This is a genomic window from Pleomorphomonas koreensis DSM 23070, from assembly GCF_000425185.1.
GTDB classification, from domain to species: Bacteria; Pseudomonadota; Alphaproteobacteria; order Rhizobiales; family Pleomorphomonadaceae; genus Pleomorphomonas; species Pleomorphomonas koreensis.
The window spans coordinates 1-12,478 of sequence record NZ_AULH01000036.1 but is presented as its reverse complement, the minus strand read 5'-3'; the positions used below and the strand labels follow the sequence as shown (position 1 = coordinate 12,478).

General features: G+C 70.3%; 12 protein-coding genes. 8 read left to right on the top strand and 4 right to left on the bottom strand.

Annotated features, from left to right (window positions below; all coding sequences use genetic code 11):
• The 3 genes from nrdD (H512_RS0119390) to H512_RS0119380 form a co-directional block, all read left to right on the top strand.
• Positions 1–848: anaerobic ribonucleoside-triphosphate reductase (nrdD, locus tag H512_RS0119390; protein WP_026784827.1), on the top strand; the 848-nt coding region annotated here is incomplete at its 5' end.
• 20 nt (positions 849–868) lie between these two features.
• On the top strand, positions 869–1,072 hold the full coding sequence (nrdD, locus tag H512_RS27790; protein WP_281170373.1) for an anaerobic ribonucleoside-triphosphate reductase: 204 nt from the start codon (positions 869–871) through the stop codon (positions 1,070–1,072).
• The gene (locus H512_RS0119380; protein ID WP_026784825.1) at positions 1,059–1,688 is read left to right on the top strand and encodes an anaerobic ribonucleoside-triphosphate reductase activating protein; all 630 of its coding nucleotides are present in this window, start codon (positions 1,059–1,061) and stop codon (positions 1,686–1,688) included. Before nrdD (H512_RS27790) ends, H512_RS0119380 begins: the two co-directional genes overlap by 14 nt.
• 1 nt (position 1,689) lies before the next feature.
• Here the strand turns inward: H512_RS0119380 and H512_RS0119375 are convergent, their stop codons facing one another.
• From H512_RS0119375 to H512_RS25080, 3 genes are all read right to left on the bottom strand, one after another.
• The gene (locus H512_RS0119375; protein WP_026784824.1) at positions 1,690–2,367 is read right to left on the bottom strand and encodes a TetR/AcrR family transcriptional regulator; all 678 of its coding nucleotides are present in this window, start codon (positions 2,365–2,367) and stop codon (positions 1,690–1,692) included.
• Positions 2,368–2,432: 65 nt separating this feature from the next.
• Entirely contained in the window at positions 2,433–4,232 is a 1,800-nt protein-coding gene (locus tag H512_RS0119370) for an ABC transporter ATP-binding protein (protein WP_053240077.1), read from the bottom strand.
• Positions 4,229–6,082 (bottom strand): ABC transporter ATP-binding protein, encoded by a 1,854-nt coding sequence (locus H512_RS25080; protein ID WP_084798635.1) that lies wholly within the window; start codon positions 6,080–6,082, stop codon positions 4,229–4,231. The genes H512_RS0119370 and H512_RS25080 overlap by 4 nt, the downstream gene beginning before the upstream one ends.
• 321 nt (positions 6,083–6,403) lie before the next feature.
• On the opposite strand from H512_RS25080, the gene H512_RS27935 reads away from it, so the two are divergent.
• The 5 genes from H512_RS27935 to H512_RS0119345 all read left to right on the top strand — a co-directional run bounded on the left by H512_RS27935 (position 6,404) and on the right by H512_RS0119345 (position 11,844).
• The gene (locus H512_RS27935; RefSeq protein WP_084798634.1) at positions 6,404–6,814 is read left to right on the top strand and encodes a class I SAM-dependent methyltransferase; all 411 of its coding nucleotides are present in this window, start codon (positions 6,404–6,406) and stop codon (positions 6,812–6,814) included.
• Positions 6,815–7,003: 189 nt separating this feature from the next.
• Positions 7,004–8,122, top strand: coding sequence for an o-succinylbenzoate synthase (gene menC / locus H512_RS0119360; RefSeq protein ID WP_026784822.1), 1,119 nt, complete (start codon positions 7,004–7,006; stop codon positions 8,120–8,122).
• A complete protein-coding gene (locus H512_RS0119355; RefSeq protein ID WP_026784821.1) occupies positions 8,119–8,859 on the top strand; it encodes a GNAT family N-acetyltransferase in 741 nt (246 codons plus the stop codon). Before menC ends, H512_RS0119355 begins: the two co-directional genes overlap by 4 nt.
• Before the next feature lie 134 nt (positions 8,860–8,993).
• The gene (locus H512_RS0119350; protein ID WP_026784820.1) at positions 8,994–10,400 is read left to right on the top strand and encodes a phosphohexomutase domain-containing protein; all 1,407 of its coding nucleotides are present in this window, start codon (positions 8,994–8,996) and stop codon (positions 10,398–10,400) included.
• 19 nt (positions 10,401–10,419) lie between these two features.
• The gene (locus H512_RS0119345) at positions 10,420–11,844 is read left to right on the top strand and encodes a mannose-1-phosphate guanylyltransferase/mannose-6-phosphate isomerase (protein WP_036792891.1); all 1,425 of its coding nucleotides are present in this window, start codon (positions 10,420–10,422) and stop codon (positions 11,842–11,844) included.
• Positions 11,845–11,866: 22 nt separating this feature from the next.
• On the opposite strand, the gene H512_RS0119340 is transcribed toward H512_RS0119345, so the two are convergent.
• Positions 11,867–12,478: NAD-dependent epimerase/dehydratase family protein (locus H512_RS0119340; RefSeq protein WP_026784818.1), on the bottom strand; the 612-nt coding region annotated here is incomplete at its 5' end.

The following is a 12,478-nucleotide window of genomic DNA, read 5'->3' as shown; positions in this document are numbered from 1 at the left end:
TTCAGCTCGATCTCCGGGAATTGCTCAAGCGCGGCAACGGCCTGTTCGGCTCGGCCGAGCAGACGGGGTCGGTCGGCGTCGTCACGGTGAACTGCGCCCGCCTCGGCCATCTCCACAAGGGCGACGAGGCCGGCCTCCTCGTCCGGCTCGACGAACTGCTCGCCATCGGCCGCACCAGCCTCGAAATCAAGCGCAAGGTGATCGAGCGGCTGATGGACCAGGGCCTGTTCCCCTACACCAGGCGCTACCTCGGCACGCTCCGCAACCACTTCTCGACGCTCGGCCTCAACGGCGTCAACGAGATGATCCGCAACTTCACCGGCGACGCCGAGGACATCACCACCGAATGGGGCGAAGCCTTCGCCGTCCGTCTGCTCGACCATGTGCGGGCGCGCATCGTCGCCTTCCAGGAGGAGACCGGCCACCTCTACAATCTCGAAGCGACGCCGGCCGAGGGCACGACCTACCGCTTCGCCCGCGAGGACAGGAAGCGCTTCCCGGACATCCTGCAAGCCGGCACGCCGGAGGCGCCCTACTATACCAATTCGAGCCAGCTCCCCGTCGGCTTCACCGACGACGCCTTCGAGGCGCTGGCCCGCCAGGAGCCGCTCCAGACCCGCTACACCGGCGGCACGGTGCTGCATCTCTACATGGGCGAAAAGGTCTCGTCCGGCGACGCCTGCAAGAAGCTGGTGCGGCGGGCGCTCGAAAACTTCCGCCTGCCCTACATCACGGTGACCCCGACCTTCTCGATCTGCCCCAAGCACGGCTACATCGCCGGCGAGCACGAGTTCTGTCCGATCTGCGACGCCGAACGGCTGGCCGAGAAGCGCGCCGCCGCCGAATGACCCCTCACGCGAAGGAGAGAATGATGAACAAGCCTCTGACCACCCTCGAAGCCGATGCCGCCCTGCCGCTCACCGACGACGAGCGCCAGCGCTGCGAGGTCTGGACGCGGGTGATGGGCTATCACCGCCCGGTGTCGTCCTTCAACAAGGGCAAGAAGAGCGAGTTCGCCGAGCGCACCTATTTCCGGGAGGCGGCGCGCCGCGACCTCGATGGCCGGCGCTGACCTCGCGGTCGGCGGCTTCACGCCGCTGTCCACCTGCGACTGGCCGGGCGAACTCGTGGCCACCGTGTTCTGCCAGGGCTGCCCGCTCGCCTGCCGCTATTGCCACAACGCCGACCTGATCCCGCCCGGCCAAGGCGCCGGGCCGGACTGGGGCAGCGTGCTGGGTCTGCTCGAACGGCGGCGCGGCCTTCTCGACGGCGTGGTGTTCTCGGGCGGCGAGCCGACCTTGCAGCGCGCGCTGCCGGCGGCGGCCGCCGCCGTCAGGGCACTCGGCTTCCGCGTCGGCCTCCACACCGCCGGCCCCTATCCCGAACGGCTCGGGCGGCTGCTGCCGCTGGTCGACTGGGTCGGCTTCGACGTCAAGGCGCCGTTTTCCGACTATGAGAGGATCACCGGCGTGCCGGGGAGCGGCGAGCGGGCACGGCAAAGCCTCTCCGAGATCGTCCGGAGCGGCGTCGCCTTCGAGACGCGCACCACCGTGCATCCGCTGCTGCTCTCCGGCGCCGATCTCCTCCGGCTCGACGCCGATCTCGCCGCCCTTGGCCTCGGCCCCAGCCGCCGGCAGCCGTTCCGGCCGACCGGCTGCCAAGACGCCGAATTGCTGCTGGCCGGCTGACTTATCGCCCGTGCGGCCAGAGGCCGGCGGCGCCGTCGAGCAGCAGGTCGAGCTTGCGCCGCCACCACAGGCGCGGCTCGCCGGCGATCACCCCGGCCATCAGCGCGGCGACCGGCTCGCGACCGTCATCCGCAGCGAACTCGGCCTCCCAGGAGCGGCGCATGGCCTCGGCCACCGTCGTGCCGCTGGCCGAGGCGCCGGCGAGGCGGTGCCAGCCGACGGCGGAATCGTTGGTCATGTCCATGATGCTGTCGACGATCAGCATGGCGTCGACGCTGGAGAAGCCGGCGTCGCGGAGGTCGTCGCAGATCCTGGCAAAGGCGCGGATCACCGAGGAGGGCGTCGCCGCCAGCATCCGGATGGTCTCGGCGACGCCCGGATGGCGCTCGTAGACGTCCCAGACGGTTTCCGAGACGCGAACGAGATAGGCCCGCCAGTCCTCTGCCGCGCCGCGTTGCCAGGAGATGCCGTCGAGCGCCCGGTCGACGGCGGCCCGCATCAGGTCGTCTCGGTTCTTCACATGCCGGTAGAGCGTGGAATGGTCGACGCCGAGCGCCCGGCCGATCGCCGTCAGCGTCGCCCGGTCGGGACCGAGCCGCAGGGCGGCCTCGGCGATCGCCTGACGCGTGACGCGGGCCGGCCGGCCGGCGGCGCGGCGGACGGGATCCTGGACCGACATGAACTTCTCTCCGGCAATCTCGGGCGGAGACATTGGTTCGGGCAATCGGCCGTCGCCGTCAAGCATCATGCGATGCGCCAGCCGGCGGCGCGGCTGCGGCTGTCCCAGAGGCGACGGTAGAGGCCGCCGCGCGCGAGCAGCGCCGCGTGGTCGCCGCGCTCGACGATGCGGCCGCCGTCGAGCACCAGGATCTGGTCGGCGGCGCGGATGGTCGACAGCTTGTGGGCGACCGACACCAGCGTCTTCCCGGCGACGAGGCGGGACAGCGCCTTGCGGATGGCCAGCTCGTTGCTGGGGTCGATGGCCGCCGTCGCCTCGTCGAGCAGCACGATCGGCGCATCCTTCAGGATGGCGCGGGCGATCGATACGCGCTGACGCTCGCCGCCGGACAGCGTGGCGCCGCCCTCGCCGACGCGCGTGTGGTAACCGTCCGGCAGCGCCATGATGAAGTCGTGCGCCTGGGCGGCGCGGGCGGCCGCCTCCACGTCGGTGCGAGAGGCGCCGGCCCGGCCAAAGGCGATGTTGTCGTAGAGACTGCCGGCGAACAGGTAGACGTCCTGGAACACCACGGTGATCAGCGCGGCGAGCCGCTCCTCGTCGAGCTGGCGCAGATCGGTGCCGCCGATGCGGACGGCACCGGCGTCGACGTCCCAGAAGCGGGCGATCAGGTTGAGGATGGTGCTCTTGCCCGAGCCCGAGGGACCGACGATCGCCGTCATGCTGCGCTCGGGCACCGCGAAATCGACGCCCGACAGCACCGGCCGGCCCGGCCGATAGGCGAAATCGACGGCCTCGAAGCGCAGGTCGAAGCCGGCCGGCCTGGCCGGGGCGGCCGGCGCCGGCAGCGACGGGGCGGTGAGAATACGGTCCATACGGGTGAGCGAAGCGTCGGCCATGCGGACCAGCTCCATCACCTGGCTGAGGGCGAGCAGCGGCGCATAAGTGGCGAACACCAGCACCAGCGCGGCGAGCAGGGTGGCGATGTCGATGGCGCCCGCCTGGTAGCGGAGGCCGGCCGTCAGCATAACCACCGGCACGCCGGTCATCAGCACGGCGCCGAACAGCGCCATCGGCACGGAGAGGTGGGCCACCATGCGGATGGAGAGGGCGCGGAAGGCCTCGAGGGCGGCGCGGAAGCTTTCCTCGCCCTTGGCGAGGCGGTTGAAGGCGCGAATGGTGGCGATGCCCTGGACGAATTCGATCATCCGGGCGCCGGCTGCCGCTTGCAGGTCCTGGCGGACGATGCCGAGGCGGGCGAGCCGCCGGCTCGACCACATGAACACCGGCAGCGCCGCCGCGATCGAGACGAGGAGGGCGAGGCCGAGCGGCCAGTCGCGGACGAGGAAGAAGACGACGGCGACGATCGGCAGGCCAAAGGCCTGGGCGATGCGGCCGAGCGCGTCGGAGAGGAAGCTCTCCAGCATCTGCATGTCGGAGGTCAGCGCCGTCACCGTGTCGCCGCGGTGACGCGACAGATGAAAGCCCATCGGCAGGCGCCGGAGGTGGTCGAGCAGCGACAGGCGGAGATCGCCGGCCAGTTCGAAGCTGGCGAGCCAGCTGTCGCGGGCGGCGAGATAGCCGAACAGCAACTGGCCGGCGAGCGAGACGACCATCAGGAGGGTCAGTTCGGCGGCCCATCCGAAGTCCATCGTCCGGCCGCCGGCGAGGCCGGTCAGCGTCCAGACGACGCCGCCGAAGGCGAGGCCGAGAAAGATCGATTGCAGGAAGCGGAAGGCGACGCCGCGCGCCACCTTGCCGCGCAGCGGGCCGGCCAGGCGCCAGACGCGCAGCAGGCTGGCGAGATCGGAGTGGATGTCGGCGCCGGCGGCTTCGCCAACCGGAACCAGCGGGTCGACGGCGGTCATGACGGCAGGACCTCTTCGGGTTCGGAACGGGAGGGGGCGACGGGGCGCAGCGTGACGTCGCGCGCCTCGTTGTCGTCGTGCCAGAGGCGGGCGTAGAGGCCGTCTTTCGCCACCAGGTCGTCGTGGCGGCCGCGTTCGGCGATGCGGCCGCCGTCGAGCACCAGGATCTGGTCGGCGGCCATGATGGTGTGCAGGCGATGGGCGACGACGATCAGCGTGCGGCCGGCGGTGAGCGCGCCGATCGCCTCCTGGATCGCCGCCTCGTTGTCGGGGTCGGCAAAGGCGGTGGCTTCGTCGAGCACGATCACCGGCGCGTCCTTCAGGATGGCGCGGGCGATGGCGATGCGCTGGCGCTCGCCGCCGGACAGCCGCTGTCCCTTGTCGCCGAGGCGGGTGGCGTAGCCTTCGGGCAGCGCCGTGATGAAGTCGTGGGCGCGCGCCGCTCGCGCTGCTGCCGCCACCTCGGCGTCGGAGGCGGCGGGATTGCCGAAGCGGATGTTGGCGGCGACGGTGTCGGAGAACAGGAAGCTGTCCTGGAAGACGAAGGCCACCGTCTCCATCAGTTGATCGAGGGCGATGTCGCGGACGTCAACGCCGCCGAGCGTGACGCGGCCGGTGCGCGGGTCGCGGAAGCGGGCGACGAGGCCGGCCACCGTGCTCTTGCCGGCGCCCGACGGGCCGACCAGGGCGGTGACCGTGCCGGATCGGGCGGTGAAGCTGATGTCGGTCAGCACGTCGGCGGCGCCGTAACCGAAGAACACCCTCTCGAAGGCGATGTCGTGGCTGTCGAGCGCCACGGTCCGGCCGCTGTCGGGCTGCGACGGCTCGGCGAGCGCCTCGGCCACCCGCGTCGAGCCCATGGAGATGTGGGCGAGCGTGTGGAACTGGTTGAACAGCTTCATCAGGGGCTGGCTGTAGTTGGCGCCGAGGATGACGAACAGGACCAGCGTCGGGAGGTTGAGCGTGCCCGCCGCCATCAGGAAGGCGCCGGCCGGCAGGATGACCACGATGTTGGCGAGCACCAGCGCGTAGAAGGTGCCGCCGAGCGGCAGGTAGTCGCGCGCCCAGGCGGTCTCCACGGCGGCATAGTCGCGGACGGCGCGAGCGGTCTCGGCGAAGCTGTCGCCGCTGCGGTTGAAGATCTTGACCACCGCCATGCCGGCCAGGAACTCGACGACGGCGGCGTTGAGGCGGGCGCCGGACCGCTGGTAGTCGGCGGCGCGGCGGCTGCCGCTGCGCATGCCGAGCGACATCAGGAGAGCCGAGATCGGCGTCAGCGCCACGGTGGCCAGCGCCATGCGCCAGTCGACGACGATCAACCAGGCCGAGACGGCGAGCCAGGTGGCGAGGGCGCTCACGCCCTCGGGAATGCCGTGGGCGAAGATCAGTTCCATGCTCTCCGGCTCGTCGATGATCAGCTTCTTGGCGTCGCCGCTGCGGTGGCCCTCGAACCAGCCGAGCGGCAGCGTCGCGAGGTGCCGGGCCAGCGCGAGGCGCATCCGGCAGAGCACGTCGAAGGCGACGACATGCGACAGTCCGATCGCAAGGCCGGTCAGCGCGTAGCCAGCGAGCACGGCGACGAGCGACAGGCCGGCAGCGGTGGCGAACAGGCTCAGGTCGATGTCGCCGGCCAGCGTCGCGACCACCAGGCGATAGATGGCGACGACCAGCGCCAGTTCGCAGGCGACGGCCACGGTGGCGAGCAGCACGGCGCCGGCGAGCTGGAGTCGGGAGCCGGCAATGAAACGGGAGAGCAGCCGGAGGCTGGCGAGATAGTCGGGGGTGCCGGCGGACGGCTGCCGGCGGTCGGCGCTCCCCGCGAGCGTGTCGTCGGTGCAGATTTCGGTCATGTCGGAGGTCCGTTGCGGGCCGTCCTGGCGACGGCCGGGGTCAAGCGCTAACGCTCCCGCCAATCAATAGCAACATATTGTTGTTAATTAAGTGATACTGCGTAGACAAGCTGCTGTTGGTGACGGGGGGCGGGCAGCAGGACATTTCCGACACTTTGACGGTGTCTTGAAAAACAAATAAAAACAATATGATGACATGGCCTTCCTCTATCTGCTGCCCCTGCTGTGGCGATAGCCCGCTGCCTGTCTGAAAAGAGATGAGGTTGGCCGCCCTCCGGTCCTGGCGTTGGTCGCCGGGAGCCCGGCGGCCCCGACGTCAGCATCGGCTCGGGTCTCGACGATCGTCCCGTCCGCATCGGCCTGCCGGCGCGGGGCGTCGACCGGAGCGACGTCGAACTCGCCGAGGTGACTGGCCTGCGCGGGAGAGGAATCGCCCGGCGCGCCAACGTCCGCGGCTTCGCCGTCGATGACGCCGACCCCGAAGGCTGGCTCGCCGCACCGCCTTGGACGCCGGACCGGCCGGCTCTGGTGCTGGCCGAAGGGGTGCTGACCTATCTCTCGCCCGACGACGGCAAGCGGCTGCCGCGCTCGATCTGCCGGCCGATTTCGCCACCCCGATCATGGTGCGCAATTCGCGCCGCCACCCAGGCTTCCCGGACAGGCGGGCGCGCTTTACCTGGGGCTTCGGCCGGCCGGAGGACGTTTCCGCCACGGTGCCCGGCCTGGGGCTGATCGAGCCGGGCGACATTTCCCGGCAGCCCGGCGCCCTGGCCCAGACGATGAGCACGACCTATCGCTTCTGCACCAGCCGGCCGGTCTATTTCGCCGCCATTGCCGGTTGCCGGCCGGCGCCTGAGAAGCGCGGTTGCAAAGACGGTTGCGGCGGCCTACCGTCCGGCGGCTTTTCCGGAGGTCCCGCCGATGACCCGTGCCTTCCCGCCGATCGAGCGCGCCGAATTGCGGCTCGTCCGCCTGCCGCTGATCAACCCCTTCACCATATCGACCGGCACGATGACCGAGCGCGTCTTCCCGCTGGTGACGCTGTCGGCCGACGGGCTCGAAGGCTATGCCGAGGGGGTGATGGACCCGCTGCCCGACTTCCTCGAGGAGACGGTGGCTGGCGCCATGGATCTCATCGGCGAAACCGTGCTGCCGTCGATGATCGGCCGGCGCTTTGACAATCCGGCGGCGGTGGAAAGGCTGCTGTCGCCGTGGCGCGGCAACCGCATGGCGCTCGCCACCGTCGAGATGGCCTTCTGGGACCTCTGGGCCAAGTGGCTCGATCTGCCGCTCGGCCGGCTGATCGGCGGGGCAGGCGAGGCGATCGACGTCGGCGTATCGCTCGGCATCGGCCCGATCGACGGCACGCTGGAGCGGGTCGAGCGGCACGTGGCGCAGGGCTACAAGCGCATCAAGCTGAAGATCATGCCGGGCCACGACATCGCGCTGCTCGAAGCGGTGCGCGCCGCCTTCCCCGATGTCCATCTCTCCGTCGACGCCAACAGCGCCTATCGCCTCAGCGACTGGGCGGTGCTCGGACGGCTCGACGATTTCCGTCTCGACTACATCGAGCAGCCGCTCACCCACGACGACATCGCCGACCACGCCGTGCTGCAAGGCCGGCTCAGGACGCCGGTCTGCCTCGACGAGAGCATCCGCAGCGCCGGCCACGCCCGGCGGGCGCTCACCGCCGACGCGACGCGCGTCATCAACATCAAGGTCGGCCGTGTCGGCGGCATCGCCGAGGCGATCCGCATCCACGATCTCGCCGCCGCCTTCGACGTGCCGGTCTGGTGCGGCGGCATGCTGGAATCGGGCATCGGCCGCGCCCACAACATCCACCTGTCGACCTTGCCCAATTTCCGCAAGCCCGGCGATACCTCATCGGCCAGCCGCTACTTCCACCGCGATATCGTCGTCGAGAAGCTGGAGGCGACGGACGGCCGCATGCCGGTGCCGGAGGGGCCGGGCATCGGCGTCCATCTCGACCGCGATGTCCTCGACGGTGTCACGCTGTCGGTGCGGAGCTTTGCGGCATGAGCGGTGACGCGACGGGCCTCTGCATCCGCGACCTCCTGGGCATGGCCGAGTTCCACGCCGCCGAAGAGCTGCAACGCGACGTCTGGGGTCCGGACGACAAGATCGACCCCGGCGATCTGATGATGGTGATCCAGGCCGAGGGCGGCCTCGCGGCTGGCGCCTTCCTGGACGGCCGGCTGGTCGGCTACGTCTTCGCCTTTCCGACGGCGACGCCCGGCGTGCAGCATTCGCACCGCCTCGCCGTGCGCGCCGAGGCGCGCGGCCTCGGGCTCGGGCTGAAGCTGAAGCTCTACCAGGCCAGCTGGTGCCTCGAACGCGGCATCGCCCACGTGCGCTGGACCTACGATCCGCTGCGCCTGCCCAATGCCGCCCTCAACATCGGCCGGCTCGGGGCGACGGCCGGCACCTATCACCGCGACTATTACGGCGCCATGGGCGGCATCAACGCCGGCACCGCCTCCGATCGCCTCCTGGCCGACTGGCGGCTCGACGGCGACCGCTTCGCCCGCTGCCGGGCCGGCAGGGCGATGCTGGGGGACGACGAGGCCGCCGCCGCCCGCCGCATCGCCCTGCCGGCCGACTTTGCCGGTCTGCTCGCCGCCGATCCGGCGGCGGCCGCCGCCGAACGCCTGCGGCTGCGCGGGGAGATCGAGGCGGCGTTCGCCGCCGGCCTCGTCATCGCCGGCGTCGATGTCAGGGCGCCGGCCTACCTGCTTATGCCGCGTGCCGCCTGCTGAGCGGGCCGCCGGATGCCGCCGGGGATTGAACCGGCGAGTCCGCTGGACTACATACATCAACAGCGTTTTTCCAATTCCTGTTGTTACATTCCAACGACTTCCGCCCGCATCGTCCCTCTTGATTGCGAGATGCCATGTCCGTCAGCTTCGGAACGTCGGGCCTTCGGGGCCCTGCCATCGACTTCACCGGATCCACCTCGGCGGCCTATGTCAGGGCCTTCCTGGAGGTCATTTGCGCCGACGCGCCGTCGCGATCCGTCTACCTCGGCGCCGACCTCCGGGCGTCGAGCCCGGAGATCGCCGGCTATGCCGCCGCCGCCATCGCCGCCGCCGGCTGGACGCCCGTTTATGCCGGCAACGTGCCGACGCCGGCGCTGGCCGCCTATGCGCTGGCCCGCAGTTCGCCGGCCGTCATGGTCACCGGCAGCCACATTCCCGAGGACTACAACGGCATCAAGTTCTACCGTCCGGACGGCGAATTCCTGAAGGAGGACGAGGCGCCGGTGCGCGGCCGCGCCGAGCAGTTGCTGGCCGAGAGTCTCGAGGTCGGCGGCGAGGGCCTGCCGGCCATCGACCCGGCGATCGCCGGGGCCTACGTCGCCCGCTACGTCACCGCCTTCGCCGGCCAGCCGCTCAAGGGCCTGAGGATCGGCCTCGACCTGCACTCGGCGGTCGGCCGCGATCTGACGCTGACCATTCTCGAAGGGCTCGGCGCCGAGGTGTTTCCCTTCCGCCGCTCCGACCATTTCATCGCCGTCGACACCGAGGCGCTCGATCCCGACGACCTTTCCCGCGCCAAGGCGGAGATTGCCGCCCACCAGCTCGACGCCGTGGTCTCCACCGACGGCGACGGCGATCGCCCGCTGGTGATCGACGAGGGCGGCCGGCAGGTCAACGGCGACGTGCTCGGCATTCTCACCGCCCGCCGGCTCGGCGCCCGCACGGTGGTGACGCCGATCTCCTCCACATCGGCCATCGAGATGACCGGCTGGTTCGAAACCGTGGTGCGCACCCGCATCGGCTCGCCCTATGTGGTGGCCGGCATGGCCGCCGCCGAACGGGCGCCGGTGGTCGGCTTCGAGGCCAACGGCGGCTTCCTGACCGGCAGCGACATCGGGCTTTCCGGCGGCCGGCTCGCCCGCCTGCCGACCCGCGACGCCATCCTGCCGCTGGTCACCGTGCTGGTCGCCGCCGCCGAGGCGAAGAAGCCGCTGTCGGCGCTGGTCGGCGCGCTGCCGCCGCGCGTCATGAAGGCCGATCGCCTCAAGAAGATCGCCCCGGCCGACGGCGCCCGCCTGCTGGCCGAGATCGACGGCTCGCGCGAGGCGCGCACCGCGCTCGACGCGCGCCTTGCCGCGCCCGTCGCCGTCGATCGCACCGACGGCATCCGCCTGGTGCTGTCCGGCGGCGACATCGTCCACTTCCGCCAGTCGGGCAATGCGCCGGAGCTGCGCTGCTACGTCGAGACCGACAGCGCCGAGGCCACCGACGCGCTGCTCGCCGACATGCTCGCCGCCCTCCGCCGCCATTTCGCCGCCTGAGAGAATGGACAGAGACCCGATGCCCCAAGGCTCCAAGATCGTTCCCGTCATCCTGGCCGGCGGCTCCGGCACCCGCCTGTGGCCGGCCTCGCGCGATGCCTTCCCCAAGCAGTTCCAGCCGCTGACCGGCGAGCTGTCCACCTACCAGCAGACGCTGAGGCGGGTCGCCGATCCCGCCCTGTTCGATGATCCGGTGGTGATCACCTCCGACGCCTTCCGCTTCTTCGCCCGTCGTCAGGCAGCCGACATCGGCGTCAACGCGACGGTGGTGCTGGAGCCGGCCCGGCGCGACAGCGCCGCCGCCGTGGCCGCCGCCGCCGCCTTTGTCGAGAAGACGCGGCCGGGCAGCGCCGTACTGGCGCTGGCCGCCGACCACGTGGTGCTCGACGACGAGGTGTTTCGCGACGCCGTGCGGCTCGGCCTCAAGGCGGCCGAGACCGGCAAGATCGTGGTGTTCGGCCTGGTGCCGACCGAACCAAAGACCGCCTACGGCTACATCCGGCCCGGCGAGGCTCTCGACGACGACGACCTCTGTCTGGTCGATGCCTTCGTCGAGAAGCCCGATGCCGAGACGGCTCTCGACTATCTTCGCAAGGGCTATCTCTGGAACTCCGGCAACTTCCTGTTCCGGGCCGCGGACATGCTGAGCGAATTCGGCAAGTACGCCCCCGACATCGTTGCCGCCGCCGCCGAGGCAGTCGACAAGGCGTCCGAGGACATCGGCTTCGTCCGTCTCGATCCCGAAGCCTTCTCGGCGGCCCGCAAGACGTCGATCGACTATGCGGTGATCGAGAAGACGCGCGAGATCGCCGTGGTCAAGGGCCGCTTCCGCTGGTCGGACGTCGGCGCCTGGGACGCCATCTGGCAGGTCAGCGAGCGCGACGACGACGGCAATGCCGTGCACGGCGACGGCGTGCTGCTCGCCTCGACCAACTGCCTGGTGCACAGCCAGGGCATTCTGACGACGGTGATCGGCGCCGACGGGCTGATGGTGGTGGCGACGCCTGATGCGGTGATGGTGGTGCCGCGCGACGAAGCGCAGGCCGTCAAGGGGCTGGTCGACGCGCTGAAGGAGCGCGGCCGCGACGAGGCGACGCTGCACCGCCGCGACTACCGGCCCTGGGGCTATATCGAGGCGCTGGTTTCAGGCCCGCGCTTCGCGGTCAAGCATATCGTCGTCGATCCCGGCGGCGTGCTGTCGTTGCAGCGCCATCAGCACCGGGCCGAGCACTGGGTGGTGGTCAACGGCACGGCGACCATCGAGATCGAGGGCGAGCCGCCGCGTCTCCTGACCATCAATCAGTCGGCCTACGTGCCGCTCGGCGCCCGCCACCGCCTCTCCAACCGCGGCAGGATCCCGCTGGAGCTGATCGAGGTGCAGTCGGGCGCCTATCTCGGCGAGGACGACATCGAACGGATCGAGGACATCTACCAGCGGGTCTGAGGGCGAGGTCTGCCGTCCCCGATCACCGCCGGTAGGTCCTGTACCATTCGACGAAGTTCCTCACCCCTGTCGGTACGTTGGTGTCCGGCACGTATCCGGTGAGTTCCCTGAGGAGGTCTGGGGCGGCATAGGTCCGGGGGACGTCGCCCTTCTGCATGGGCAGGAGGTTGCGGACGGCCGGCTTGCCGAGCGCCGCCTCGATCGCCGCGATGAAGTCGAGGAGGCCGACCGGCTGGCCGCCGCCGATGTTGACGATGCGGAATGGGCCTTGCTTGGACAGCGTGTCCGTCACGCCGTCGGCCGTGACGCGATTGCCCTCGTCCGGAGCGACCGGCACCAGGCGGACGATCGCCTCGACGAGATCGCCGACATAGGTGAAGTCGCGCTGCATGTTGCCCTCGCCGTAGACGTCGATCGGCGCGCCCGTCTCGATGGCCTCGACGAACTTGAACAGCGCCATGTCCGGCCGGCCCCACGGGCCGTAGACGGTGAAGAAGCGGAAGGCGGTGGTGGGGATCTTCCAGAGATGGGCGTAGGCGTGGCCCATCGCCTCCATCGCCTTCTTGCTGGCGGCGTAGAGCGTCAGCGGCTCGTCGGTCTTGTCGCTTTCGGCGAAGGGAACCTTGTCGTTGGC

What these genes read in the sequence shown, in the direction of transcription:
- H512_RS0119350 (WP_026784820.1), top strand. Translation starts at nt 8,994, where the DNA reads ATGTCCGTCAGCTTCGGAACGTCGGGCCTTCGGGGCCCTGCCATCGAC.
- H512_RS0119380 (WP_026784825.1), top strand. Translation starts at nt 1,059, where the DNA reads ATGGCCGGCGCTGACCTCGCGGTCGGCGGCTTCACGCCGCTGTCCACC.
- H512_RS0119370 (WP_053240077.1), bottom strand. Translation starts at nt 4,232, where the DNA reads ATGACCGCCGTCGACCCGCTGGTTCCGGTTGGCGAAGCCGCCGGCGCC.
- H512_RS0119345 (WP_036792891.1), top strand. Translation starts at nt 10,420, where the DNA reads ATGCCCCAAGGCTCCAAGATCGTTCCCGTCATCCTGGCCGGCGGCTCC.
- H512_RS0119355 (WP_026784821.1), top strand. Translation starts at nt 8,119, where the DNA reads ATGAGCGGTGACGCGACGGGCCTCTGCATCCGCGACCTCCTGGGCATG.
- nrdD (WP_281170373.1), top strand. Translation starts at nt 869, where the DNA reads ATGATGAACAAGCCTCTGACCACCCTCGAAGCCGATGCCGCCCTGCCG.
- menC (WP_026784822.1), top strand. Translation starts at nt 7,004, where the DNA reads ATGACCCGTGCCTTCCCGCCGATCGAGCGCGCCGAATTGCGGCTCGTC.
- H512_RS25080 (WP_084798635.1), bottom strand. Translation starts at nt 6,082, where the DNA reads ATGACCGAAATCTGCACCGACGACACGCTCGCGGGGAGCGCCGACCGC.
- H512_RS0119375 (WP_026784824.1), bottom strand. Translation starts at nt 2,367, where the DNA reads ATGTCGGTCCAGGATCCCGTCCGCCGCGCCGCCGGCCGGCCGGCCCGC.